The organism is Kitasatospora cheerisanensis KCTC 2395 (genome assembly GCF_000696185.1).
GTDB classification, from domain to species: Bacteria; Actinomycetota; Actinomycetes; order Streptomycetales; family Streptomycetaceae; genus Kitasatospora; species Kitasatospora cheerisanensis.
Genome location: NZ_KK853997.1, coordinates 7,368,224 through 7,394,498, shown reverse-complemented (window position 1 = coordinate 7,394,498; position 26,275 = coordinate 7,368,224). Strand labels below are relative to the sequence as shown.

Below are 26,275 nucleotides of genomic sequence, written 5' to 3'. Positions count from 1 at the left end.
GAGGGCGAGTTCGCCGAGCACGGTCAGGCCGTGCTGTTCGGCGGTGCTGCGGCGGGTGAGGACGAAGCCGACGGCGGCGTCGGCGGCCGGGCGCGGGTCGCGGGCGGGCAGTCCTTCGGCGGGGGCGCTGACGCCCATCACCACGGCCAGGTCGAGTTCGCCGTCGCGCAGGTAGCGGACGGCGGTGACCAGGGCTGACAGTGCGGAGTCGCGGCCGGCGTCGATGGTCATGTTGGGGCCGTGCAGGTCGAGCCGCTGCACCACCCGGGCGGCGATGACGTTGGGCATCAGGCCCGGGTAGGCGTCCTCGTTGGCCGACGGGGTCAGGCGGCGCACCGGTTCGGCGAGCGCACCGGCGGGCAGTCCGGCCGGGCCGGTGACGTGCTGCTCCAGGTCGTCCAGGTGGTAGCGCAGCGCGTGGCCGTGGGCGTTCCGGGTCGGGCCGCTGTGGCCGACGAACACGCCTGAGCGGTCAGCGAGTTGACGGTCCTTCGTCCAGTCGCCGGCGATCCGGTCGGCGCAGCGCAGGGCCATCAGCTGGCTGCGGTCCATCGCGGCGATCGCGGACGGGGCGAGCCGTGCCTCCAGCGGGCTGGGCGCCGGGTAGGCGTCGCCGAAGGTGGCGGGCCAGGCGGCGGGGCCGCCGGCCAGCCAGTCGGCGAGCTGCTCGGGGCCGGGGTCGCCGGGCAGGTGGGTGCCGGCGGCGACCACCACGACCGGGTCGGCGTCGGCTGCCGGGGCGGCCGGGCGCCCGGTCGGCGCGGGCGGCCGGTCGGTGAGCAGCAGGTGGCCGTTGGTGCCGCCGAAGCCCATCGCGGAGACGCCGACGGTGCGGGCCCGGTCGGCGCGGGCGGGCCAGGGCCGGTCGGCGGTGGGGACGTGGACGGCGGCGGCGCCCTCGGGCAGTGCCGTGAACTGGCGCTGGCCGGGGATGGTGCCGCGGCCGAGGGCCAGCAGGGCGTGGACGGCGGAGACCGCGCCGGCGGCCCAACCGGCGTGTCCGACCAGGGACTTGTTGGACGTCATGGTCCAGGTCCGGTCGGGGGCGGCGGCGTTCAGCGCGCCCAGTTCGGTGCGGTCGCCGGTGGGCGTGCCGGTGGCGTGCGCCACCACCCAGTCCACGTCGCCCGGTCGGGCGCCGGCGGCGTCCCAGGCGCGGCGCAGCGCGATCTGCTGGCCGGCCGGGTTGGGCGCGTAGATGGCCTTGCCGCGGCCGTCCGAGGAGCCGCCGAAGCCGGCCACGAATCCGAGCACCGGGTCGCCGTCCGCGACCGCCCGGCGGTGGGTCTTCAGCGCGAGCACGGCCGCGCCGTCGCTGAACAGCACGCCGTCGGCGCCCTGGTCGAGCGAGCGGACCCGGCCGGAGCGGGACAGGCCGCGCAGCTTGGAGAACAGCACCAGGTTCTGCGCGGTCAGCGCGAACGCCCCGCCGCAGAGCGCGACGTCGGCCTCGCCGGAGCGCAGGGCGCGCACTCCGAGGTCGATGGTGTAGAGCGAGGAGGAGCAGGCGGTGTCGACGACGACGATCTCGGCCTCGGCGGGCAGGTCCGGGACGGCGGCGCGGGCGATCCGGTACGGCAGTACCGCGTCGGGGGTGTCGGCGGCCATCGGGTAGCGGGCCGCGAGCGTCCCGGGGACGGGCAGGCCGGCGTCCTCCAGCAGGCGGCGCGTCCCCTCGGCGACCAGGGTCTGCTCCAGGTGCTGGCTGCCGTCGGGCGTCAGGCCGACGGCGAACAGCTGGCGGTCGCCCGGACGGATCGTCACCTGCTCGGTCGCGCCGAGCAGGGAGTGCCGCAGCCACACGGCGGTGTGCTCGCGGGAGGTGAACGCGCCGGAGTCCATCTCGGCCTTCAGGCGCGGGTGCGGGGTGAATCCGGTCATGAAGCCGGACACCCGGGCGTAGGTCTTGTCGGGGGCGGACGGGTCGGGCGACCAGATGCTGTCCAGGTCTATCCGCTCGCCGGGCTCGCCGAACACCGGCTCGCCCTCGGTCAGCAGCCGCCAGAACTCCTCGGGCGTGCTCGCCCCGGGCACGGCCAGGCCCATCCCGACCACCACCACGGCGTCCCCGTCCGGGAGTTCGCCGTGAGCGGGTGCGCCGGGCGCCGCCTCCGCGTCCCCGACGGCCGTGGGCTGCACAGCGGGCGGCGGCGGCGCGGCCGGGGCGGCGGGCGCAGTCGCGCTGTGCGCGGCGGGCCGCGGCGCGGGTGCGCCGAGGGTGAGGGTGCGGCCGTCGAGGGCGGCGGCGTCCGGGCCGGTGAGGTAGGCGGCGAGGCGGGCGGCGGCCGGGCCCGCGCCGTCGGCGGCGTGCACGGCGTGCACCCGGACGCCGGCCGGGGCGACGGCCAGCAACTCGTCGAGGGCGTCGGCGAGTTGCCGGTCCGGCCCGCCGGCGGCGACCAGCACGAGCGCGCCGCCGGGCGGGAGGGCCCGGGCCGCGGTGACGGCGGCCTGCCGGCCGGCCGGGGTGGCCGGGTCGGCGGCGAGCAGGACGGCCGTGGGGCGTCCGGTCCCGGCGAGCGCCTCGGTGACGGCGGGGCCGGTCGGGGCGCAGCTGTGGACCAGGGTGTCGGTGAAGGCACCGGTCAGGGTGGCCGCCGTACCGGGTTCGGCGGCGACCAGAACGGTGCGCTGGGCGGGGTCGATGGGCATGACGGCTCCCTGAGGTGGACGGTGCGGGGGTGGGTTCAGGCCGTGAACGCGGGTGCGGCGAGCACGAGTTCGGCGACCTCGGCCAGCGTCGACTGGGCGATGAACCGACCGGACTCGATCGACTCCCCCAGCCCGAACTGCGCCGACACCTTCGCCAGCATCTCCACCCGCTTCAGCGAATCGATCCCGAGGTCCGCCTCCAGGTCCGCGTCCGCCGTCACCATCTCCACCGGATACCCCAGCGTCCCCGCGAACAGCTCACGCAACTGCGAGACCACCGACTCCCGGTCCAGCACCGGCCCGGAGGCGGCGACCGGCTCCGGCGCGGGAGCGGCCACCGGCTCCGGCCCGGGAGCGGCCACCGGCGCGGGTATCGCCGCCGTCCCGAACGCGGGTGCGGCGAGCACGAGTTCGGCGACCTCGGCCAGCGTCGACTGGGCGATGAACCGACCGGACTCGATCGACTCCCCCAGCCCGAACTGCGCCGACACCTTCGCCAGCATCTCCACCCGCTTCAGCGAATCGATCCCGAGGTCCGCCTCCAGGTCCGCGTCCGCCGTCACCATCTCCACCGGATACCCCAGCGTCCCCGCGAACAGCTCACGCAACTGCGAGACCACCGACTCCCGGTCCAGCACCGGCCCGGAGGCGGGGGCGTCCACGACCAGCACGGCCGCCGCGGGCGCTGCCTCGGCGGCAGCGGGCACCGCGGGCACGTCCACCACGGCGGGGGCCTCGGCCGCCACCGGCGCCTCGGCCACCGCGGGCGACGCGGCGGCGCCCGCCACGACGACCGCGACGTTCGGCACGCTGCGCCGCACCAGCCCGGCGAGGCCGGCCCGGCCGCATTCGACGAAGGTCTCGGCGCCCTGCGCGTGCAGCTCCCGGACGGCGTCCAGGAAGCGGACCGGCGTGGTGAGCTGACGGACCAGCAGTTCCTTGAGGTCGTCGGTGTCGGCGACCCAGCCGCCGGCGACCGGCGAGTAGGCGGCGTGCCGCAGCGGGAGCTGCCGGATGCCGGCGATCCGCTGCCGGAACTCGTGGGCGGCGGCGGCCAGTCCGGGGCTGTGGAACGGGTAGGGCGCGTTGAGCCGGACGGTGCGCACGCCGAGTGCGTCCGCGAGGCGGGCGACGGTGGCGAGGGCGTCCTCGGGGCCGGCCACCACGCTCTGGCGCGGGGCGTTGACGACGGCGAGCGCCAGCGCCCGGTCGTCGGCGGCGCCGACCAGGTGGGCGGTGCGCTCGGCGGTGAGTTCGACGGCGAGCATGCCGCCGCCGCCGGTGTGGTGGGCGGCGAGGGCCTCGGCGCGGTGGGCGGCCAGCCGCGCGCCGTCGGCGGGGTCGAACGCCCCGGCGAGGGTGAGTGCGGCGATCTCACCCATGCTGTGGCCGACCAGGGCGTCCGCGGGTCCGACCGGCGGGGCGAGCAGCAGGCCGCCCACGCCGGCGGCGTAGACGGCGAGTTGCAGCGCGAACGGGTCCGCGCGGACCAGTTCGGCGGCGCTCGGCGCGTCGGCCTCGGTGAGCAGCCGGCTGACGGCGGGCCGGCCGAATTCGGCGGCGACCCGGTCGACGGTGCGCAGCGCCTCGGTGAGCGCGGCGTCCTCGCGTCCGGCGAGGGCCCCGGGGGTGTAGCCGCCCTGCCCGGGCAGCAGGTAGACGGTCTGAACTGCCATCACGCGTCCTTCATGAGTGTCGTCCGGGAGCTGGTCGGGGGCGGGTCACCAGGTGACGGGCAGTTCGCGCACGCCGTAGAGGACCATGTCGTGGCGGAACGGCAGGTCTTCCAGCGGGCGGGCGAGCTTGAGGCCGGGGAAGCGGGCGAACAGGCCGGCGAAGACGGTGCTGAGTTCGACCCGGGCGAGGGTGAGGCCGATGCACTTGTGGAAGCCGTGGCCGAAGGCGACGTGGCTCTGCGGGTTCTCGCGGTGGATGTCGAAGCGGTCGGGCTCGGGGAAGACGGCGGCGTCCCGGTTGGCGGCGTTGATCATGACGAGCAGGCCGTCGCCGGCCTTGATGGTCTGTCCGCCGAGTTCGAGGTCGGCGACGGCGGCGCGCGGCAGGCCGGCGTGGTTGATCGAGAGGTAGCGGAGCAGTTCCTCGATGGCGTGCGGGATCTTCGTCGGGTCGGCCTGCAACTCGGCGAGCTGGTCGGGGTGTTCGAGCAGGGTGGCGGTGCCGAGGCCGATCATCTGGGCCATCGTGTCGTAGCCGGAGAGCAGCAGCAGCGCGGCCAGGCCGACGAACTCGGCGTGGTCGATCTTGCCGGCCTCCTGGTGGGTGACCAGCCGGCCGAGCATGTCGTCGGTGGGGTGGGTCTCCCGCTCGGTGACCAGCCGGTCGAAGTAGGCCATCAGGTCGCCGGCGGCCCGACCGACCTGCTCGGGGGTGCTGCGGCGGTCGAGGATGGTGTCGGTGAGGCCGACGAACAGCGGCGCGTCCTCGTAGGCGACGTCGAGCAGTTCGCACATCACGGTGGCGGCCATCGGGAAGGCCAGCTGGGTGACCAGGTCGGCGCTGTTGCCCTGGGCCTCCAGCTTGTCGAGCAGGCCGTCGAGGATGGCCTGCATCCGGGGGCGCTTGGCCTCCATCAGGCCGACCAGGAACTCGCGGGTGACCAGGCGGCGCAGCCGGCCGTGGTCGGGCTCGTCCTGGTTGAGGAAGAAGCCGGGCGGCAGCGGGGTGTCGCCGGAGATGTAGGACGGGTAGCCGGGGGTCTTCGGGTCGGAGCTGAGCCGCAGGTCGGTCAGCACGGCGCGGACGTCCTCGTGCCGGGTGACCACCCAGACCTGCTCGCCGCGCGGGGTGGCGACCTGGAACACCGGCTGTTCGGCGCTGAGTTCGCGGTAGGCGGGCGGCGGGTCGAGCGGGTGCACGCGGGGCATCGGGAAGGACGGCAGGGCGGGGGCGGTCATCGCGGTCTCCATCTGCTCTGGGTGGTCGCCCGGCACGAGGACGTCCCGGGCGGCGTCGGCTGTCGAGGGGGTGTCAGCCCCGGGGCGGGGCGGGCAGGAAGCCCGTCGAGACGAAGTAGTCGAGGTAGAGCGCGAACAGGTCCCGGTCGACGCGGCGCGGGGCGATGCCGGTGCCGGTCAGCGCCTCGTCGAGGTGGGCGGTGCCGAAGACCGGGCGGCTGCCGGGGTAGCCGACCTCGTCGGCGGGCCGGTCCTCGCCGAACAGCGGGAGGTAGACGGCGAGTTCGTTGTCCTCGCCGCGTTCGACGGCGGCGACCAGTTCGCGGTACCAGTCCTGGTAGGCGAGCTTGCGCAGCGGGTAGCCGTGGTCGACGACCAGCTGGAAGATCTCGTTCATGCCGGTGGAGCCGGCGCCCGGGACGTTGAACACGGCTTCGCGGTGGCCGCCGGCCAGCGCGATCTGCGCGACGGCGGCGGCGCAGTAGTCGACCGGGACGAGGTCGATCAGCAGGTCGTAGTCGAGGTAGGCGCCGAGCTGGATGCAGCCCTTGAGCAGGTGGTTGATGAAGGTGTCGGTGGAGCAGGCGCCGGTGGTCTGGGAGCCGGCGACCGCGCCGAGCCGGTAGACGTGGGTGGGGATGCCGCGTTCGCGGGCCTGCAGCATCAGGGTGTCGGCGACCCACTTGGACTGCCGGTAGCCGCCGACCACGTCCTGGGTCTCCGTCAGGCGTTCCTCGTCCCAGCGGCGTTCGCCCTGGTCGCCGGGGTAGACGCCGATGGTGGAGACGAAGTGCACGGGCTTGGTGCGGGTGTCGCAGGCGAGCCGGAGGACTTCGAGGGCGCCGAAGACGTTGACGGGCTTGATCTTCGGGTAGGGCACGATCCAGCTGGAGATGGCCGCGTTGTGGACGATCACCTCGACGGTCTCGGCGAGTTCGCGGTAGGCGCGGCGGGTGGTGCCGAGGTAGGGGCGACCGGTGTCGCCGGGGACGCCGACGATCCGTTCGGCGTCGCCGGCGCGCAGCAGGCCGTACTCGGTGAGGTTGTCGAGCACCCGGGCGTCGGCCTGGGCGCGGTCGGTGGCGCGGACCAGGACGTGGACGGTGGCGGTGGAGCGGTCGAGCAGCTCGCGCAGCAGGAAGGCGCCGGTGTAGCCGGTGCCGCCGGTGAGCAGCACCGCCCGGTAGGGGGCGGTGGCGGGCGGCAGGGTGTCGGGGCCGGGGGCGATGTCGGCGGGCAGGACGGCGTCGGCGACCATCTGCTCGTCGGCGACGCCGCGCGGGTTGGCGGCGCCGACAGGTGGGGGTCGGCCTCGGAGCCGACCATCCGGGCGAGCCGGGCGACGGTCGGGTCCTCGAACATGCGGCGCAGGTCTAGCCGGACGCCGTAGGTGTCGCGGACCTGGGCGGCCATCTGAAGGACCGTCAGGGAGTCGCCGCCGAGGTCGAAGAAGCTGGTCTCGACGCCGACCCGGGGCAGGCCGAGCAGGTCCTGCCAGATCCGGGCGAGCTGGGTCTCCACCGGGGTGCGGGGCGCGACGTAGGCGCTCTCGGTGCTCTCCTCGGCGGTGGGCCGGGGCAGCGCGCCGCGGTCGACCTTGCCGTTGGGGAGCTTGGGGAGTTCGGGCAGCACCACGAAGTGGGCGGGGACCATCGCCTCGGGCAGGTGGGTGCGGGCGTAGCCGCGGAGGCTGCCGCGCAGGCCGGCCGCCCAGGCCGTGGCGAGCGGGTCGTTGGCGAGTCGTCGGTTCATGCCTCGTCCTCGGTGTCGGCGGGGGCCGCGGTGGCGGCGCGGGTGCCCGCGGGGGTGAAGGCGGCGTCGAAGGTGTCCAGCCGGCCGTCGGGGCGGACCCGGGTGGTGAGGCGGTGGCCGGTGGCTTCGGCGAGGGCGTGCAGGTCCTCGGGGTGGACGGCGGCGTCCTCGTCGACCTGCCACAGGCGGCGGTCGACGTCCCAGGCGGTGGCCTCGCCGGCGAGGTCGGCGAGGGCCCGGACGGCGGCGGTGGCGCGCTGAAGGCGGCGGTTGGGGATGCCGGTGACGAGCAGCTCGCCGGGTTCGGCGGCGAGGCGGTCGCGCAGCGCGTCGAGTCCGTCGGGCAGGGCGTCCCAGGCGAGCGCGGCCGGGGCGGGCGCGGGGCGGGGTCGCCGATCAGCAGGGTCACGTCGTAGCGGAACAGGGTGAGTTCGTTGTCGGCATGGCCGCGCTTGAGTTCGAACCGGACCTCGCCGATCTTGTCGTGGTCGGCGGCGAGGCGCTGGAAGAAGTCCGGCGACAGGCAGAGTTCGCGTTCCTCGGCGAGGTGGCGGTCGACGGCGGAACGGAGTTCGTCGACGGTGGTGAGCGGGTCGGCCCGGTACAGCTGCACGGCGGTGTGGAACTCGGGCAGCAGGTCGAGCGAGCGGACGTCGCCGACGAAGACGGCGCCGCCGGGGCGCACGACGCGGGCGGCGTCGTGCAGGACGGTGCGCAGGTAGTCGGTGCCGGGGAAGTACTGGGCGACCGAGTTGATCACCACGGTGTCGAGGCTGTTCTCGGGCAGCGTGGTGAGGTACTCGGGCCCGCTGTGGGCGAGTTCGACGTGCGCGGGCAGCGGGCGGCCGAGGCAGCCGCGGGCGGCGTCCAGGGCGGCCGGGGAGAGGTCGATGCCGTGGTAGGCCTCGGTGCTCTCGGCGAAGTTCCGCAGCACCAGGCCGACGCCGACGCCGACGTCCGCGATCCGGGTGGGCGCCAGGGCGTGGATCCGCTGCACGGTGTGGCCGAGCCATTCGCGCATCTCGGGGACGGGGATCGGCTCGCCGTCGTAGCTGGACAGCCAGCCGGCGAACTCGCTGCCGTCGTCGGCGGGTTGGGTGTAGGCGCTCTCCCAGACCTCGCCCCAGCGCTGGACGTGGGCCTGCTGGACGGTGTGGTCGGAGAGCTCCTCGGCGGGCGAGACGTAGGCGACGAGTTCCGGCCCGTGGGCGCCGTCGACGGCGATCACGGCGACGGCGTCGACGCCGTCGTGGCGGGACAGCACGCTCTCCACCTCGTCGGGTTCGACCCGGTGGCCGAGGATCTTCACCTGCCGGTCGACCCGGCCGAGGAACTCCAGCCGGCCGTCGGCGCGCCAGCGGACCCGGTCGCCGGTGCGGTAGTACCGCTGCCCGTCCTGTTCGACGAAGCGTTCGGCGGTCAGGTCGGGGCGGCCGAGGTAGCCGGCGGCGACGCCGTGGCCGCCGATCCACAGTTCGCCGGACGCGCCGATCGGGGCGGGCCGCCCGTGCGGGTCGGCGACCCGGACCACGGTGTTGGCGATCGGCACGCCGATCGGCACGGTGCCGGCCTGCGGGTCGAGTTCGCGGTCGAGCTCGTGGACGGTGGACCAGATGGTGGTCTCGGTGGGCCCGTACATGTTGAGCACCCGGACGTCCGGGAGCGCGCCGAGCAGGCGCTGCGCGAGGCCGGACGGGAAGGCCTCGCCGCCGATCAGCAGGGCGCGCAGCCCGGTGAGCGCGTCGAGCGCCTCGGGTTCGGCGGCGACCGCGGCGAGCAGCGACGGGGTGCCCTGGAGCAGGGTGACGGAGTGCCGGGCGGCGAGCGCGGCCAGCGAGTAGGGGTTCTCGACCACTTCGGCCTCGTGGGCGCGGCGCAGTTCGTCGACCTTGGTCAGGCTGTCGAGGACCTCGTCGGGGGCGACGCCGAAGTCGACCAGGCAGGCGATCTCGTCGACGCCGGCGGCGGCCAGGGTGCGGACCAGGTCGGCGCAGTCCTCGGGCGAGCCGAACAGGCCGGAGGCTTCGAAGTAGCGGTCGATGGCGAGGTCGATGACCGCTTCGATCTGGTCCTCGGCGCCCATCTCCGGCAGGTCCTGGCCGGTGGTGGCGAACAGGGTGCGCCACAGTTCGGTGGAGCTGCGCAGGTAGTCGCGGAAGGGCTCGCGGGCGCGGGCCCGGGCGTCGGCGGTGTCGTCGGCCATGAAGGTGTGCACCATCAGGGTGACCTGGCCGGGCCCGTGGTGGCCGGCCGCCTCGCGGGCCTTGCGGTAGGCGGAGATCTTCACGGCGAGGTCGTCGGGGGCCTGGCCGAGCAGGTGGGTGAGCAGGTTGGCGCCGGAGGCGCCGGCCTTCTCGAAGGTCTCCACGTTGCCGACGGAGGTGAGCCAGATCGGCGGCTCGTCCTGCACCGGCGCGGGGTGGATCTTCACGTCGACGAGTTCGCCGCTGCCGCCGGTGCGCAGCACCTGCTCGCCGCGCCACAGCTTGCGGAACTCGGCGAGCTGATCGGTCATCAGCTGCTTGCGGGCGGGGAAGTTCTCCGGCCGCAGCACGAAGTCGTTGGAGTTCCAGCCGGCCGCGAAGGCGAGGCCGACGCGTCCGCCGGAGAGGTTGTCGACCAGCGACCACTCCTCGGCGATCCGGACGGTGTCGTGCAGCGGGGCGACGACGCTGCCGCAGCGCAGCGCGATCCGGTCGGTGACGGTGGCGAGGGCGGCGGACATCACCGACGGGTTGGGGTAGAGGCCGCCGAAGGCGTGGAAGTGCCGTTCGGGGGTCCAGACGGCCTCGAAGCCGTGCCGGTCGGCGTACTTGGTGGCGTCCAGGACGAGCCGGTAGCCGTCCTGGCGGGAGACGCCCGCGGCGGCGGCGAAGAAGAACAGGCTGAAGCCGAGCGGCCGGTCGCGGTCGTCGGGGCGCGGCACCAGGTTGTTGACGATGCGTTCGCCGGCGACGACGACCTTGGCGCCGCGGGTGAGCGGCCAGAGCAGTTCGAGGATCGAGATGTCGAAGGAGACGCTGGTGACGGCGAGGACGGTGTCCTCGGGGCCGCAGCCGACGGTGGCGTCCATGCCGGTGAAGAAGTTGACGGCGTTGCGGTGCCGGATCGCGGTGCCCTTGGGCTTGCCGGTGGAGCCGGAGGTGTAGATGACGTAGGCGGTGTCGTCGCCGCCGACGGCGACCTCGGGGGCGTGGCCGGGGCGGGCGGCGATCGCCGCGGCGTCCTCGGCGAGGTCGGTGTGCCGGGCGGCGGTGAGGCCGGCGGGGGCGCCGGGGCCGGTGATCAGGCAGCCGATGGCGGCGTCCTCGGCGATGGTGTCGAGCCGGGTGCGCGGGAACGCCGGGTCCATCGGGACGTAGGCGGCGCCGGCCTTGTGGACGGCGATCAGCGCGGTGACCAGGTCGAGGCCGCGGCGGACGCTGACGCCGACCAGGTCGCCGGGGCGCACGCCGAGGCCGACCAGGTGGTGGGCGAGGCGGTTGGCGCGGGCGTCGAGTTCGGCGTAGCCGAGTTCCCGGTCGCGGTGGGCGAGCGCCACCGCGTCGGGCCGGGCGGCGGCCTGACGGGCGATCAGGCCGTGCACCGTGTCGGCGCTGTCGTACGGGACGGCGGTGTCGTTCCAGGCGTCGAGGGCGGCGAGTTCGGCGGCGCCGAGCAGGTCGGCGTCGACGGCGGGCCGCTCGGCGGCGTGGGCGACGCGTTCGACGGCGCGGGCGTAGTAGCCGGCCAGCCGGTCGCAGAACTCCTCGGGCAGCACCGCGAGGTCGCAGTCCAGCCAGAGCGACAGGCGGCGTTCCTCCGGGTCGACCAGGAAGTTGACGGCCAGCGGGTAGTTGGTCTCCGCGATGCCGACGGTGACCTGCATCAGCGCGTCGCTGTCGCGGGCGCCGTCGCGGTGGAAGTCCATGAAGTTGACGTACGAGCTGAGCCGCAGGTCCGCGCCGAGGTCGTGCTGCATCTGCGCGATCGGGTAGCGGCGGTGCGGGGCGGCGGCGCGCTCGTGGGCGAACACGGCGCGGGCGGCGTCCAGCAGGGTGGCGTCGGCGAGGTCCAGGTGCAGCGGCAGGGTGTTGAGGAAGACGCCGATGGTCTCGTCGCCGCCGGGCTCCTCCAGGCGGCCGTTGGCGACCATGCCGGTGAGGATCTCGTCGCTGCCGCCGACCAGGCGCAGCACGGCGGTGTGCGCGGCGACCAGCAGGGCCTTCAGCGGCAGCGACTCGCGGGCGGCGAGGGCGCGCAGCGCGGCGGCGGTCTCCTCGGCGATCGGCACGTCGTAGCGCTGGTTGGCGGCGGGCCGGGCCTCGCCGGCGGGGCGCGGGGCGAGGTCGGTGGGTTCGGCGCCGCGCAGCACCTCGGCCCAGAACTCGCGGGCGGCCGGGTCGGCCACGGCGGCGCGTTCGGCGGCGACGAAGTCCCGGTAGGCGGAGCCGACTTCGGGCAGGTCGAGGGCGTGTCCGGCGAGCCGGGCCCGGTAGTGCTCGACGATCTCCTCCAGCATCCGCATGTCGCTCCAGCCGTCGAGGACGACGTGGTGCTCGACGACGGACAGTTCGAAGGCGTCGCCGTCCATGGGGTGGACGGCGAACTTCAGCAGCGGCGCGGTGGCGGGGTCGAAGGTGGTGAACTTGGCCTGCTCGACCCAGGCCTCGACGGTGCGGCGGGCGGCGACAGGGGTGAGCCCGCGCAGGTCCTCGCCGTCCTCGATCGGGATGGTGACCTGCCGGTGGACGAGCTGCAGCGGCTCGGAGTAGCGGGACAGGTCGAAGGAGCAGCGCAGCGAGGGGTGGCGGCGCGCGGTGTCGTCGACGGCGGCGCGCAGCGCGGCCGGGTCGAGCGGGGCGGCGATCCGGATGCTGGTGACGACCCGGTAGACGGAGGTGTCGTCGCCGAACGCGGCGTGGAACAGCATGCCGGCCTGCATGGCGCTGAGCGGGTAGGCGTCGTCCAGGCCCTCGGGCAGCAGCGCCCGGTCCCGGTCCGTCAGCAGCCCGAACGGCTCGCTCGCCTCCCGACGGTCGGCCAGCGGGCGGACCAGCAGGGCGAGTTCGCGGACCGACGGGCCCTGGAACAGGTCGGCGACGTCGAAGGTGCGGCCGTGGCGTTCGACCTCGGCGCGGACCCGGATGGCGTGCATGGAGTCGCCGCCGAGGGCGAAGAAGGAGTCGTCGATGCCGAACGCGTCGGTGCCGAGGACGGCCGCCCAGGCGCGGTGCAGCAGGCGCTGCGCCTCGGTGACGGGGGCCTGGGCGCCGGCGGCGGGGCGGTGGTGTCGGGCAGCGGCAGGGCGTTGCGGTCGAGCTTGCCGTTGGGCAGCAGCGGAAGTTCCGGCAGCGGCACGAAGTGCGCGGGCACCATGTGGGCGGGCAGCCGCTCGCGCAGGAACGCGGCGAGCTCGCCGTGCTCGGGGGCCGGGCCGGTGGCCACCAGGTGGGCGACCAGGCGCAGTTGGCCGTCGGCGGCGCGCGGGGCGGTGACCACGGCGCGGTCGATCCGGGGGTGGGCGAGCAGCGCGGACTCGATCTCGCCGGGCTCGATCCGGAAGCCGTGCACCTTCAACTGGTGGTCGAGGCGGCCGAGGTAGCGGACGATGCCGTCGGCGCCGAGCACCGCGAGGTCGCCGGTGCGGTAGAGCCGGCCGGTGTCGCCGGGGCCGGGTATGAAGGCGGCGGCGGTGAGTTCGGGCCGGTTCAGGTAGCCGAGGGCGACCTGGACGCCGCCGATGCACAGCTCGCCGGGGACGCCGGCGGGCAGCCGGCGGCCGGCCCGGTCGAGCACGTACAGCGTGGTGTTGGCGACGGCCCGGCCGATCGGGACCGGCCCGGTGGCGTCCTCGGGGCGGCACTGCCAGTGGGTGACGTCGACGGACGCCTCGGTGGGGCCGTACAGGTTGTGCAGTTCGGGCCCGTCGGCGCCGTGCTGCTCGAACCAGCGGCCGACGGTCTCCGGGCGCAGCGCCTCCCCGCTGCACAGGACCCGGCGCAGGGTGGGCAGTTCGGCGGCGGTGGGCTCGGCGAGGAACAGGTCGAGCATGGACGGCACGAAGTGCGCGGTGGTGACGGAGTGCCGGCGGACGGCGTCGGCGATGGCCCTGGGGTCGCGGTGCGCGCCGGGGGCGATCAGGTGCAGGGTGGCGCCGGTCATCAGCGGCCAGAAGAACTCCCACACCGACACGTCGAAGGTGAACGGGGTCTTCTGCAGGACCTTGTCGTCGGCGCCGAGGCGGTACTCGTCCTGCATCCACAGCAGCCGGTTGACGATGCCGCGGTGCGGCACGGCGACGCCCTTGGGGCGGCCGGTGGAGCCGGACGTGAAGATCACGTAGGCGGGGTCGTCGGGGCCGGGGGCGTCGGGGAGCGGGCCGGCGGAGGGCAGCGCGGGCAGCAGGGTGTCGAGCGGGAGGGTCTCCAGGCAGCTGCCGGAGAGCCGGGCGGCGAGGTCGGTGCGGGTGAGCACCACCCGGACGTCGGCGTCCTCGATCTGCAGGGCGAGCCGGGCGAGCGGCTGCTCGGGGTCGAGCGGGGTGTAGGCGGCGCCGGCCAGCAGGATGCCGAGCAGGCCGACGACCAGGTCCAGCGAGCGCTCCTCGTGGATGCCGACCACGTCGCCGGGGCGGATCCCGCGGCCGCGCAGGTGGTGCGCCAGCGCGTGCGCGCGGTCCAGCAGTTGGCGGTACGTCAGGCTGCTGCCGTCGGGCGCCTCGACGGCGGTGGCGTCGGGGGTGCGGGCGGCCTGGTCGGCGATCCAGGCGGGCAGCGGGCGCTCCAGCCGGTAGTCGCGGACCGGGCCGGCGATGCGGGCGGTGGCCTCGTCGGCGGGGGTGAGCAGGTCGAGCACGCCGACGGGGGTGTGGTCGGGGGCGGCCAGCAGGGTGTTGAGGAAGCGGGCGAACCGGGCCCGGTGGCCGGCCAGCGCGGCGGCCCGGTGCCGGGCCGGGTTCGGCTCGAAGGTGAGGGAGAGTTCGGCGCCGTCGGCGCCGCCGAAGAACTCCAGGCCCAGGTCGGCGACCGGGCCGGAGGACAACTGGTGGACGGAGCAGGCGAGTTCGCCGAGGCGCAGGCGGCCGTCGAAGGAGACCACGTTGACCACGACGGCGGGGGCCAGGCCGCCGGCGCCGGTGCGGCGGGCCTCGCGGCGCAGTTCCTCGCCGCGGAAGCGCTGGTGGGCGAGGACCTCGGCGGCGCGCTCGGCGACGTGCCGGAGCACGGTCGGGAAGTCCTGCTCGGGGCGGACCGTGACGCGCAGCGGCAGCACGTTGGCGAGCATGGCGGGCGTGGTGAGCGCGGCCCGGGTGGTGCGGGCGCGCACCGGCAGGCCGAGCACCAGGTCCTGCTGCTGGGTGAGGCGGTGCAGGTAGGCGGCGGTCGCGGCGAGCACCACCACCGACCAGTGCACCTGGTGGCGGCCGGCGACCGCGTCGACGCCGGTGATCCGGGCCGGCGGCTGGAACCGGGAGGCGGCGGGACCGGGCTGGTCGGCGGAGGCCAGGCTCGCCGGGTCGGGCTGGTCGGCGAGGTCGGCGTACCAGTGCGCGCGGTCCTCGCGGTACTGCTCGGAGGCACGGTAGGCGTCGTCCTCGGCGAGCAGCTCGGCGAGGCCGACGGCGTTGCCGGGCTTGGCAGTTCGGCCTTCGGTACGGGCGGTGTACAGCTCGGCGAGGCGCCGCCAGTGCAGGGCCTGGCCGTAGCCGTCCAGCACGATGTGGTGGTAGCGCAGATGGAGCAGGTGGTGGTCGGGGGCGACCTTCAGCAGGGTGTGCGCGAACAGCGGGCCCTCGGACAGGTCGACGGCGGTGGCGAGGTCCTCCCGCATCCAGCGTTCGGCGGCGGCGCGGGCGTCCGGGGTGCCGCTCAGGTCGTGCACGCGCAGGCCGGGGACGTCCTCCAGCGGGAGCTGCCAGGGCCGGCCGTCGGGGTCGGCGGTGAACCGCACCCGCAGCGCGTCGGCCTCGTCCACGGCCGTCCGGACGGCCTCGGCGAGGTGCGGCTCGTCGATCGTGCCGCGAATGTCCACGTAACCGGCGCAGTTGTGCGCGGCGCGGCCCGGGTCGAGCTGGTGGGCGACCCACACTTCGTGCTGGGCTGCGGACAGCGGCAGACGCCCCGTGAAGGCGTTCACGAGTCACTCCTCTGGTGAGAGAAAATTCGGATGTCGCGAACCACGGAATGGCCGCGGTGGGAATTCCGGAAATGCCTGCGCCCGCGGATCGAATGGGCGGGATGCCGCCCGCGGCACCTCCCGCGCGGGCCGCGGCGGACCGCAGATGGCCGCTGATGAACTCAACTACCGTTGTTTGATTGCGAGTTCGGCTCCATCGACCGAACTCCGGGTGCGACGTCCCCCAATAACCCGCCGCCCCGAACCTGCTCCGAACCCGCTTCCGAGCCCTCCCCCCGGAGTTCCTCCCCCTACGACGCGGACGACCCTAGGGTGGGCGTGCACGACCGGTCAACGACTGTTTTCGGCCCGTGGTTGAAATCCGAAATCAACGGGCGATCACACCGCGATCACGCCGCACCCCCGCTCCGAGCAGGGCCCGAGCCGCCGCACGAGGACCGGGCCGCCCCGTCGGGGCGGCCCGGTCGAAGACGGACGATCCTGGTCCGGCGGCTCGAAGTGAGCGCCCGGTCACGGTGGGTGGAGGTCGCTGCTGTCACCTGGCCCCCGTCCGTCACTCCAGCCGAATCGAACACCCTCCGTCACCGGTCCGCTCCGATGCGGCCGAAAAGCGATCGATTTCAGCCAGTGACCGGCCGAGAGCGTTCCGCAATCTTTGCCGAACGGTCCGTTCCGAATGCTCCTTCCCCCGGACCCGACAGGCCGGTGACGTCGTACGGTTCAGCTCGCCAGGAAGCGTTCGTGGAAGACCTGGCAGCCGGGGGCGGCCCGGCGCACCGCGTCCACCATCGGCGGGGGTCCGCACACATACAGGTCGGGTACGGGCCCGGTGTGGCCGGCCAGCGCCTCGGCCAGCAGATCGGCCGGCGTGCCGACCGGGCCGGTCCAGGCCGCGTCCGGTTCGCGCACGCACACCTGGTGCCGGAAGCCCGGCAGTTCGGCCGCCACCGCCGTCAACTCCTCGGCGCCGAACACCTCCTCGGGGGTGTTGACGCCGAGGAACAGCCGTACCGGCTGCGGGTCCTGCCACTCCGCCATCTGCCGCGCCATCGCCAGCAGCGGGGCCAGGCCGGTGCCGCCGGCCAGCAGCCAGCGCGGCCGCAACCCGGTCTCGTGCAGCCCGAACGCGCCCTGCGGGCCGTGCACCGTCAACGGGTCGCCGGGGCGGACCCGTTCGGCGAGCGGCCCGGAGAACGCGCCGCCGGGCCGCACCCGGACGAAGAACTCCATCCGGCCGTCCCAGTTGCCGGTGTTCGCGAGCGAGTAGGCCCGCCGCACCCCGGTGCCGGGCAGTTCGAGCTCGACGAACTGGCCGGCGTCGAACTGGCAGTCCGGGCTGTCGGTCAGCGTCAGCTCCAGCCGGACGGTGTCCCGGGCGACGGCCGTGACCGCCGCCACCTCGGCCGCCCGGACCGGCACGCCCCCGTACAGGATCCGCGACTGCGGGTACGGGAGTTCGGCGCACAGCGGCCCGCGCGGAACCGTCCGGCAGAGCAGCACCCCGCCCTGCTCGCGCTCCTCCGGCGGCAGCGCCTGCGCGCTGTGCGGCCCGAGGTCGTACCCGCCCGAGGTGACGGTGGCGTGGCAGGAGCCGCAGGTGCCCTGCCTGCACGAGGCCGGCAGCGCGGCCCCGGCCTCGGCGGCGGCCTCCAGCACGGCCGTGCCGGGCGGGCAGCACACCTCCAGCCGGGCGCCGTCGCTGGTGGTCAGCACCACCCGGTGGCCCTGCTCCTCCGCTGCCTGCGCCTCCGCGGCCTGGCCGGTCGGCAGCTGATCGGTCGTCACCTGATTGGTCGTCATTGGGCGGCCGGTTCCAGCGCGGCGGCCAGGTCGGCGGCCGGGTCGCCGATCAGCCGCAGGTCGAAGCGCTGCACCAGGGCGTCGACCAGGTTCGGGGTGAGGAAGCCCGGCAGCGTCGGGCCCAGGTGGATGGTGCGGATGCCGAGGGCCAGCAGGGCGAGCAGCACGGCGACGGCCTTCTGCTCGGTCCAGGACAGCACCAGGGTCAGCGGCAGGTCGTTCACCTCGCACTCGAACGCCTCGGCCAGCGCGGCGGCGATCCGGATCGCCGAGTGCGTGTCGTTGCACTGGCCCAGGTCGAGCAGCCGCGGGATGCCGCCGATCTCGCCGAACTCGTGCCCGTTGAAACGGTACTTGGCGCAGCCCAGGGTGAGCACCACGGTGTCCTCGGGCGCGCCGACCGCGAACTCGGTGTAGTAGTCGCGCCCCGGCGTCGGGCCGTCGCAGCCGCCGACCAGGAAGAAGTGCCGGATCGCGCCGCTGCGCACCGCGGCGGTGACCCGGTCGGCGACGGCGAGCACCGCGTCCGCGCCGAAGCCGACGGTGAGCAGCCGCTCCGGCTCGGGCTCGGCGTCCGGATCGGCGGGGAAGCCGGGCAGCGCACGGGCGGCCTGCACGACCGGGCCGAAGTCGCCCTCGGCGAGGTGCCGGACGCCCGGCCAGCCGACCGGGCCGGTGGTGAAGATCCGCCGCCGGTAGCTGACGTGGGGTTCGACGATGCAGTTGGAGGTCATCAGGATCGGGCCGGGGAACGCCGCGAACTCGCGCTGCTGGTCCTGCCAGGCGCCGCCGTAGTTGCCCACCAGGTGCGGGTACGCCTTCAGCAGCGGGTAGGCGTGCGCGGGCAGCATCTCGCCGTGGGTGTAGACGTTGACGCCCTGTCCGACGGTCTGCTCCAGCAGCTGCTCCAGGTCGTGCAGGTCGTGGCCGCTGACCAGGATCGCCTTGCCGGCGACGGGCGTGGTGCGGACGGCGGTGGGCTGCTGGGCGCCGTACGCGCCGGTGTTGGCGGCGTCCAGCAGTTCGATCACCGCCAGGTTGAGCCGGCCCAGGCCCACCGCGCGCTCCACCAGGTCGGCGGCGTCGGCGGGTTCGCCCGCGAGGTGGGCGAGGGCACTCTCCACGCCGGCGAACACCTCGGCGCTCTCCTTGCCGAGGACGTGCGCGTGGTGCGCGTACGCGCAGATGCCCTTGAGCGCGTACAGGTGCAGCGAGCGCAGGCCCACCACGTCCGGGCCGACCAGGGCCAGGCCGGCGTCCACCCGGACCTCGGCGGCCTGCCGGGCCAGCGCGTCCGGGTCGTCGGCGGGCTGCCAGGCGGCGGGGCCGGCCAGCTCGCGCGGCTCGGCGCCGGCGGCGCGCGCCGCCGCCTCGTACCGGGCCCGGGCCCGGTCGCGGTGGGCGACGGCCTGCTGGATCAGGGCGCCGAACCGCGAGGGGTTGAAGTTCACGTTGGTCAGCGTGGTGAACACCGAGAACAGCAGGAACCGCGCCGCCTCGTCGTCCGGCTGCCCGAGCGAGCGTGCCTCGGCCGCGTACTGGGCGACGCCCTTGGCCGCGTGCATCAGCAGATCCTGCAGATCCGAAGTCGCGGCATCCTTGCCGCAGTTGCCGATGGCTCCCGCGCACCCGGGAACCGTCCCGGTACGGTCGGTCTGCTCGCACTGGTAACAGAACATGCGGTCCTCCTGGACTCCGAACACCTCGCCCCGGGGCCGACGGGCCCCACGCACGGGCGTGCCCCACACGCTACGAATCCCGCCGCCGCCCCCGCAGTACCCGGACGTCCCCCGCCCCGGGCCGTCCGTCCCCTCTCCCCCACCCGCCCGGGCCGCAGGTCCCGGCCCGCGCCGCACCCGCACCGCCCGTCCCGGTGGTGGCGTCCCGTCGGCGTTGATCGGTTGTTGATCCGTGGGGGACAGCATGGGGGCGTGCCGGTCCCGGGGGTGGGTTCGAGGGGTGATCGGCCGTCAGTTTCGCGGCTCCCGTGGTGGGGCCGCCGGGATCATGGGTAGGACCGATCATGCGTATCCGTCAGCTGTCTTCCGCTGCCGCCGTGGTGGCAGCCCTCGGCGTCTCCCTCACCGCGTGCGCGGAGCAGCGGCCGGTCGTCGCGCCCGCCGCGCCGGTCGCGCCGGTCGCCGCCGAGCTTCCGCTCTCGCCGGTGCTGGAGACGGCCGCCGCCACCCCGGCCCGGCGGGCGCGGGGCCGGGACGCGGCGCTGCACGGCGGCGGACCTGCGGGCGACGGTCTCGGCGGGGCGGTGGCGGGCGCCTCGGACGGGCCGGTGGTGGAGCGGATCGAGCTGGCCAACCGGAGCGCGTCGACCTGCACCATGAAGGGGTACCCGACCGTCGAACTGCTGAGCGGCGGCGACACCTGGACCCTGCCCGACTCCCGCTCCGGGCAGGTCCGGACGGTGACCCTGCCGCCCGGCGGCACCGCGAACGTGCTGGTCGACTACCAGCCGTACCGGGGTCGCGGGCAGCGCGGCCAGACCGAGTTCAAGGTGACCTCGATGGTGCTGACGCCGCCCGAGGACTCCGGGCAGCTCACCGTCCACTGGGAGGGCGCCAACCCGCAGGACCGCCGCACCGCGGGCCAGTCCGGCACCCAGGTCCGCCCGGTCACCGCGACCCGCTGAGGCCGCCGGGGCGGAGGCGCCGTCAGGGCGCGGACGGCGCCCCCGGGTCGGGCCGGACCGCGCCGAGGATCGGCAGCATGGTGACGGGGGCGAGCTTGATCACCGTGCCGGTGTGCGGGGCGTGCACGACGGTGCCGCCGCCGAGGTACAGCGCCACGTGGCCGGCGTCGTCGTGATAGATGATCAGATCGCCGGGCCGCAACTCCCGCAGCGGGATGCGGCGCAGCTCGGCCCACTGCTCCTGGCTGGTGCGCGGCAGGGCGACGCCGGCGGCCAGCCAGGCCTGCGAGGTGAGCCCGGAGCAGTCGAACGCGTCCGGCCCGGCGCCGCCCCACAGGTACGGCTTGCCCTGCTGCGCGAGCGCGAAGGCGATGGCCCGCCGCCCGGCCTCGGAGGCGCTGCCGCCCGGGCCGAACGCCCCTGCGGCCAGCAGCTGTTCGCGGGCCAGGTCGGCGCGGGCGGTCTCCTGCTGCTCCAGCAGGTCGAGCTGGTCGGCGGAGGTGGCGCCGAGCAGTTGCTCGGTGCGGGCGGCGGCGGTCTTCGCCCGGTCCATCGCCTGCTGGGCCTCGTGCGCGGCGCCGGCCGCCGACTCCTCGGCCTGCCGGGCCCGGTCGGCCGCCAGCACCAGCCGGCCGCGGGCCTGCCGCAGCTCCTCCAGCACCTCGGCGGCGGTGCGGTCCCGGGCGAACTCCTGCTGGCGGCGGCCGAGGAAGTCCTCCGGGCGGTCGGAGAGGAACAGCCGGAGCAGCGAGCCCAGCGGCCCGGTCCGGTACTGCTCGGCGACCATCCGCGCCGCCTGCCCCTCCGCCTCCGCCACCTTGACCCGTTCGGCCTCGGCCCGGGCGGCGGCCTCGGCCGACTCCTGTTTCCTCCGGTCGAGTTGGGCCGTCGCGGCGGTGGCCCGCTGCTCGGCGGCCTCGGCGGCGTGCCGGGCGTCCGCGAGGTCCCGGCCGAACTGGTCGAGCGCGTCCCCGGCGGTCGCGTCCCCGGCGGCAGCCTCCCCGGGAACGGGCACCGGCACCGGTGCCGGCCCGGGCTCCGCACCGGCGGGCGCGGGCACGGGCAGGGGCGCGGGTACCGGAGCCGGAACGGGCACGGGCGCGGGTACCGGAGCCGGAACGGGCACGGGCGCGGGTACCGGTGCCGGAACGGGTACGGGCTCCGCGCCGGCCGGGGCGGGTACGGGCTCCGCGCCGGCGGGCGCGGCGAGGGCGAGCAGCACTGCCACCACCGGCGGCAGCACGGCCGCCCGCCAGGACCGGGGGGTGCCACGGGACATCGGGTCCACCGTCCTCGTTCGGAACTCGGCTGCGTCGGGCGTATCAGGCACGGCCGCACCTGCGGCGCTCCGGTCCCGGCGAATCCGTCGGATGATCGGAGCCCCGGCCACCCACTGTGGCACCCGCCCCTCCCCGCCCCCGGCAGGCCGGACCCGTTCGGCGGGATCCTCACCCGGCCGGCGCAGCAGCCCCGCGCCCGGCCCCGCCGGGGCGTTCCGCCCCCAACCCGGCGGTTACGGTGATCAAATGACTGATCGTCGGCGCAGCGGCTACCTGGGGGCGGCGGCCGCGTTCGCCGTCTGCATGGCGGGCACCACCCTGCCCACTCCGCTGTACGGGCTCTACCAGGAGCAGATCGGCTTCTCCGAGCTGATGGTGACGGTGGTGTTCGCGGTCTACGCGTTCGGCGTGATCGGCGTGCTGCTGCTGGTGGGCAACGTGTCGGACGCGGTGGGCCGACGGCCGGTGCTGCTGTGCGGCCTCGGCTGTGCGGCAGCCGCCGCCGTCGCGTTCCTCGCCGAGCACGGTCTGCCGCTGCTGTTCGCCGGCCGGTTCCTCTCCGGCCTGTCGGCGGGGCTCTTCACCGGCACCGCCACCGCGTACGTGCTGGAACTCGCCCCGCCCGACCGCAAGGCCCGCGCCGGGTTCGTCGCGACGGCGGCCAACATGGGCGGCCTCGGCTGCGGGCCGCTGCTGTCCGGACTCCTCGCCGAGTACGCGCCGCACCCGCTGACGCTCCCCTACCTCGTCCACCTGGTGCTGCTGGCGGCCTCGTTCGCCGTGCTCCGCGCCCTGCCGGAGACGGTGCCAGGGGCCCGGCCGCTGCGCACCGCGCGGCCCCGGCGTCCGAGCCTGCCGCCGCAGGTGCGCGGGGTGTTCGTGCCCGCCGGGCTCGCCGCGTTCGCCGGGTTCTCGCTGCTCGGCGTGTTCACCTCGGTCAGCCCGGCGTTCCTGGCGGAGGACGTGGACGTGCACAACCACGCGGCGGTCGGGGCGATCGTCTGCCTGGCGTTCTTCGCCTCCACGGCCGGCCAACTCCTGGTCCCCCGGCTGGGTGCGGCCCGGGCGATCCCGCTGGGCTGCCTGGTCCTGATCGCCGGGCTCGGCCTGCTGGCGCTGTCCCTCGCCACCGGCACCCTGGCCCCGCTCGTCCTCGCCGCCCTGGTCGGCGGCACCGGCCAGGGCATGGGGCTCCGCGGCGCCGTCGACCGACTCGCCGACGCCGCCCCGGCCGATCAGCGCGGCGGGGTCCTCTCCGCGCTCTTCGTGGTCGCCTACTTCGGCATCTCGGTCCCGGTCATCGGCATCGGCCTGCTCGCCGATCCGCTCGGCCTCACCCACGCCGGCCTGGTCTTCACCGCCGCCATGGCCGTCCTCGCCGCCGCCTCCGGCCTCTACCTGCTCCGCCGCCGGTCGGCCTGACGGCCCGTCACCGCGAGGACCGGCAGCAGAACGCGCCGTCGGTTCCGGCGTCAGGCGGGCGCGCCCCGGTCGAGGTCGATCACCTCGCCCGCACGGGCGACGTCGATGCGGCCGCGGTGGTTGCGGCGGGCCGCGTCGAGGACGGTGGCGGGGTCGGTGCCGGGCCAGAGGTGGGTCAGCAGGAGGTGCCCCGTTCCGGCGCGGGCGGCGTACTCGCCGGCCTGGAGGGCGCTGGAGAGGTAGCGGCTGTCCTCGGCGGGCACGTGTTCGGGGTAGGTGGCCTCGGCGAGGAAGAGGTCGGTGTCCCGGGCGAGGTCGACCAGGTCGGGGGTGGGGCCGGTGTCGCCGGTGTAGGCGAGGCTCCGGCCGCCGGCGGTCAGCCGCAGGCCCGCGTTGGGGACGAAGTGCGGCAGTGCCCAGGTGTCGACCCGGAACGGGCCGATCCCGAATCCGGTTCCGGCCGTGAAGTCGTGCAGGCGGTAGGCGTCCTTCAGCATGCCGGGCCGGTCCAGCGCGAGGACGGCGTCGAGCGCCCCGGGCAGGGTGTGCACCGGCAGGGCCGGCGGCGGGTCCTCGCCCAGGGCCCTGGCGCGCAGCAGCGGGTTGAGGTCCGCGCAGTGGTCCGGGTGGCCGTGGCTGATCAGCACGGCGTCGACCTGTTCGGCGCCGACCTGCTCCAGCAGCCGTGGCAGCGTCGCGTAGCCGGGGTCCAGCAGCAGCCGGAAGCCGGCGTGCTCCAGCAGGTAACCGCTGCAGGCCTCCCCGGCGGCGGGCCAGGCGCCGCACCCGCCGAGCACAGTGATCCTCATGCGGTCGCACCCTACTGCGGGCCGGCCGGAAGCGCCCGCGACTATTCGGCGCACCGGCTCTGACCACCCGTCATACCGTGGTACGACAGCGGCGTTTGGTCCTCCGGTACGACGCCCGAGCGCGGCCCTCCGCCTACGGTGCTTCGCATCCACAGAGTTCGAGGAGGAACGGCGATGCGCGGTAGGGCACGGGCGATGGCAGCGGTGCTGCTGGCGGCGACGGCGGTACTGGCACCGGTGTGCGCGTCGGGCACGGCGCTGGCGGCCGCGGACGGCTCGCACCAGGCCCGGGCGCAACTCCCGGCGCCCACGGGGCCGTTCGCGGTGGGGACGGTGGAGGTGCCGCTGACCGATTCGGCCCGCGAGGACCCGTGGGTGCCCGGGCAGCCGCGCCGGCTGATGATCAGCGTCTGGTACCCGGCGGTGCCGCTCGGCGAGCGGGCCCCGTACATGGCTCCGGCGGCGGGGGCGCACTTCGGCGGCCCGGACGGCATGGCCCTGCTCAACTACGGTGTCACGCCCGGCAGTACGGACTGGTCGCGGACCGGCAGTCCGGCCCGGAAGGGCGCGCCGGTGCTGCCGGGCGGGCCGCGGCCGGTGGTGCTGTACTCGGCGGGGCTCGGCGATCCGCGGGCCTGGGGGACGGCGCTGGTCGAGGACCTGGCGTCGCGCGGCTACGTGGTGGTGACGGTCGATCACCCGTACGAGTCGTCCGAGGTGGAGTTCCCGGACGGCACCCTGGCCGCCTCGGTCTTCCCCGGCCTGGTCGGCCGGCCGGGCCTGGACATCGGCGCGCTGCTGCGCAAGTCGATGGACGTCCGGGTCGCCGACACCCGTTTCGTGCTGGACCGTCTGGCGTCCCTGGGCGAGGTCCCGAGCCTGCCCACCGGCCTCGCCCGCTCGCTCGACCTGCGGCGGATCGGCATGGCCGGCCACTCGGCGGGCGGCTTCACCGCGCTCCAGACCATGCACGACGACCCGCGGATCACGGCGGGCGTCAACCTCGACGGCCAGCTGCACTTCCCCGGCCCGGACGGGATGACCGGCGTGTACCTCCCGACCCTCGCCGAGGACGGCCTGAACCGCCCGTTCCTGCTGATGGGCTCCCGTTCCGGCGACTCCGGCGACTACCACCGGCAGCCGGGCTGGGACGCGCTCTGGCAGCACAGCACCGGCTGGCACGCGGACCTCACCCTGGAGGGCTCGCGGCACGGCTCCTACACCGACGCCGCCTCCCTGCTCCCCCAACTCGCCGCCCAGGGCGCCCTGGACGCCGACCGGCTCCGCGACGACATCGGCGACGTCCCGCCGGCCCGCGCCGAGGCGGCCACCCGCGCCTACGTGGCCGCCTTCTTCGACCGCTGGCTCCGCGGCGTCGACTCCCCCCTGCTGGACGGGCCGTCACCGGCCTTCCCCGAGATGACCTGGACCCCCTGAGGGACGGCCGGCCGCCGTCCCCCCGCCCCGCCCCGGCTCAGGCCGCCCGGCCGTACCGGCTGCCCGCGGCGGTGACGGACTGCGGGAAGGCGAACACCCCGTCGGGGTCGTAGGCCCGGGCGACCTGCTGGAGCCGCTCCAGGTTGTCGCCGTAGTAGGCGCGGCCCCAGTCGGGCAGCGTGTCGTCGATGTAGTTGACGTACGCGCCGGTCGCGCCGAGCTCGGCCAGGCCGTCGCGGATCGCGTCCACCGCCGCCTTGGCCCGGGCCTCGGTCGCGGGGGTGGCGCCCGCGTAGACCTGGGCGCTGGCGAGCGATTCGCGGTGTGGGAACGCCGTGGCGTCCGGGGCGAGTTCGCCGACCGCGCCGCCGAGCGAGTCGAGCAGCAGGTCGACCCCGGACGCGCCGGTCATCAGGTCGGTGAGCCGGCCGGGGTCGACCGGGCCGGGGCCGAACATCCGGGAGACCGCGACGAAGCCGGTCCGGGTCAGCCGGCCGCCCTCCCAGGTGGGGTGGCACTCGGCGATGGTGTCGTGGGAGCAGCCCGCCATGAACTTCATCGCGGACAGGTAGTCCTTGGGCAGCACGGTGCGGCTGCTCGGCGTCGTCCCGGCGGCCCGCACCAGCTGGTCGATCAACCGGTTCGCTCCGTCCGGGTCGCCGACCCAGCAGCCGACGATCCGGCAGCTCGGCGGCGTCCCGCCGGAGATCTGGCAGCTGGCCCACAGCTCGTCGGGCGCGTCCGCGACCCACGGCTGCCAGGCCCCGAGCACCTGCGGCACCGACCCGGCCGGGAAGCCCAGCACGAAGACCGTCAGCGCGGGCGCGGGCGCGGTGTCGAAGGTGAACCGGGTGGCCAGGCCGAAGTTGCCGCCACCGCCGCCGCGCAGCGCCCAGTACAGGCCGTCGTCCCGGCCGGGCGCGGCGGTGCGCAGGCAGGAGTCGGCGGTGACCACCTCGGCCGCGGCCAGCCGGTCGCAGGTCAGGCCGTACTTGCGGGCCAGCACCCCGATCCCGCCGCCCAGCGTCAACCCGCCGACGCCGACCGTCGGACAGCTCCCGGCGGGCAGCAGCCGCCCGGCCGCGGCCAGCCCCGCGTACACCTCGATCAGCCGCGCCCCGGCCCCGACCTCGGCCGTCCCGTCCGGCCGCACGGTGACGTCCGCCATGCCCCGCAGGTCGATCACCAGTCCCTGGTCCGGGATGCTGTAGCCGAGGTAGCTGTGGCCGCCGCTGCGCGCCGCGATCGGGATGCCGTGGCCGCGCGCCACGTCCAGGCAGGCCTGCACGTCGCCCGCCGAGACGCACTGCGCGACGGCGGCGGGCAGTTGACCGTCGTTCAGCTCGTTGAACCCGAGCCGCGCCGTCCCGTACCCGGAGTCGTCCGGCAGCACCAGGCGGTCCCCGAGCCGGTTCCGCAGCGCCTGCCAGTCCGGCGGGGCCGCCC

General features: G+C 75.3%; 11 protein-coding genes and 4 pseudogenes. 3 read left to right on the top strand and 12 right to left on the bottom strand.

The features are described from left to right. From KCH_RS42980 to hcp, 9 genes and pseudogenes are all read right to left on the bottom strand, one after another. Positions 1-2,652: beta-ketoacyl synthase N-terminal-like domain-containing protein (locus KCH_RS42980; RefSeq protein ID WP_279635929.1), on the bottom strand; the 2,652-nt coding region annotated here is incomplete at its 3' end. A gap of 35 nt (positions 2,653-2,687) precedes the next feature. Further along, positions 2,688-4,328, bottom strand: a complete 1,641-nt coding sequence (locus KCH_RS46305; RefSeq protein WP_035869371.1) for an ACP S-malonyltransferase — start codon at positions 4,326-4,328, stop codon at positions 2,688-2,690. Positions 4,329-4,373: 45 nt separating this feature from the next. Continuing rightward, positions 4,374-5,567, bottom strand: a complete 1,194-nt coding sequence (locus tag KCH_RS33255) for a cytochrome P450 (RefSeq protein ID WP_035874926.1) — start codon at positions 5,565-5,567, stop codon at positions 4,374-4,376. A 73-nt stretch (positions 5,568-5,640) separates the two neighbouring features. After that, positions 5,641-6,684, bottom strand: a pseudogene (locus tag KCH_RS47510) (SDR family oxidoreductase); the annotation flags it as partial. A gap of 263 nt (positions 6,685-6,947) precedes the next feature. Further along, positions 6,948-7,220: pseudogene (locus KCH_RS47505) on the bottom strand (phosphopantetheine-binding protein); the annotation flags it as partial. 772 nt (positions 7,221-7,992) lie between these two features. Then, positions 7,993-12,492, bottom strand: a pseudogene (locus KCH_RS45410) (MupA/Atu3671 family FMN-dependent luciferase-like monooxygenase); the annotation flags it as partial. 140 nt (positions 12,493-12,632) lie between these two features. Next, positions 12,633-15,437 (bottom strand): annotated as a pseudogene (locus KCH_RS40390) (amino acid adenylation domain-containing protein); the annotation flags it as partial. A gap of 720 nt (positions 15,438-16,157) precedes the next feature. Continuing rightward, positions 16,158-17,222, bottom strand: coding sequence for a 2Fe-2S iron-sulfur cluster-binding protein (locus KCH_RS33240; protein WP_208866015.1), 1,065 nt, complete (start codon positions 17,220-17,222; stop codon positions 16,158-16,160). 11 nt (positions 17,223-17,233) lie between these two features. Then, positions 17,234-18,916, bottom strand: a complete 1,683-nt coding sequence (hcp, locus tag KCH_RS33235) for a hydroxylamine reductase (RefSeq protein WP_035869368.1) — start codon at positions 18,914-18,916, stop codon at positions 17,234-17,236. Between the two features lie 344 nt (positions 18,917-19,260). Between hcp and KCH_RS33230 the strand changes: the two genes are divergently transcribed. Continuing rightward, positions 19,261-19,881, top strand: coding sequence for a DUF4232 domain-containing protein (locus KCH_RS33230; protein ID WP_157032295.1), 621 nt, complete (start codon positions 19,261-19,263; stop codon positions 19,879-19,881). A gap of 22 nt (positions 19,882-19,903) precedes the next feature. On the opposite strand, the gene KCH_RS33225 is transcribed toward KCH_RS33230, so the two are convergent. Continuing rightward, the gene (locus KCH_RS33225; RefSeq protein ID WP_244305542.1) at positions 19,904-20,896 is read right to left on the bottom strand and encodes a C40 family peptidase; all 993 of its coding nucleotides are present in this window, start codon (positions 20,894-20,896) and stop codon (positions 19,904-19,906) included. A 511-nt stretch (positions 20,897-21,407) separates the two neighbouring features. On the opposite strand from KCH_RS33225, the gene KCH_RS33220 reads away from it, so the two are divergent. Next, entirely contained in the window at positions 21,408-22,583 is a 1,176-nt protein-coding gene (locus KCH_RS33220) for an MFS transporter (RefSeq protein ID WP_035869362.1), read from the top strand. Between the two features lie 50 nt (positions 22,584-22,633). Here the strand turns inward: KCH_RS33220 and KCH_RS33215 are convergent, their stop codons facing one another. Continuing rightward, the gene (locus KCH_RS33215) at positions 22,634-23,392 is read right to left on the bottom strand and encodes an MBL fold metallo-hydrolase (RefSeq protein ID WP_035869359.1); all 759 of its coding nucleotides are present in this window, start codon (positions 23,390-23,392) and stop codon (positions 22,634-22,636) included. A 174-nt stretch (positions 23,393-23,566) separates the two neighbouring features. On the opposite strand from KCH_RS33215, the gene KCH_RS33210 reads away from it, so the two are divergent. After that, complete coding sequence (locus KCH_RS33210) at positions 23,567-24,829, top strand: alpha/beta hydrolase family protein (protein WP_051653720.1); 1,263 nt, start codon at positions 23,567-23,569, stop codon at positions 24,827-24,829. A gap of 37 nt (positions 24,830-24,866) precedes the next feature. Here the strand turns inward: KCH_RS33210 and KCH_RS33205 are convergent. Further along, positions 24,867-26,275 (bottom strand): FAD-binding oxidoreductase (locus tag KCH_RS33205; protein ID WP_063750222.1); only part of this gene is annotated, 1,409 nt, incomplete at its 5' end.

Bases quoted from the DNA above. Each gene is read 5' to 3' on its own strand.
- KCH_RS46305 (WP_035869371.1), bottom strand. From the start codon at position 4,328: ATGGCAGTTCAGACCGTCTACCTGCTGCCCGGGCAGGGCGGCTACACC.
- KCH_RS33255 (WP_035874926.1), bottom strand. From the start codon at position 5,567: ATGACCGCCCCCGCCCTGCCGTCCTTCCCGATGCCCCGCGTGCACCCG.
- hcp (WP_035869368.1), bottom strand. From the start codon at position 18,916: ATGTTCTGTTACCAGTGCGAGCAGACCGACCGTACCGGGACGGTTCCC.
- KCH_RS33230 (WP_157032295.1), top strand. From the start codon at position 19,261: ATGCGTATCCGTCAGCTGTCTTCCGCTGCCGCCGTGGTGGCAGCCCTC.
- KCH_RS33220 (WP_035869362.1), top strand. From the start codon at position 21,408: ATGACTGATCGTCGGCGCAGCGGCTACCTGGGGGCGGCGGCCGCGTTC.
- KCH_RS33215 (WP_035869359.1), bottom strand. From the start codon at position 23,392: ATGAGGATCACTGTGCTCGGCGGGTGCGGCGCCTGGCCCGCCGCCGGG.
- KCH_RS33210 (WP_051653720.1), top strand. From the start codon at position 23,567: ATGCGCGGTAGGGCACGGGCGATGGCAGCGGTGCTGCTGGCGGCGACG.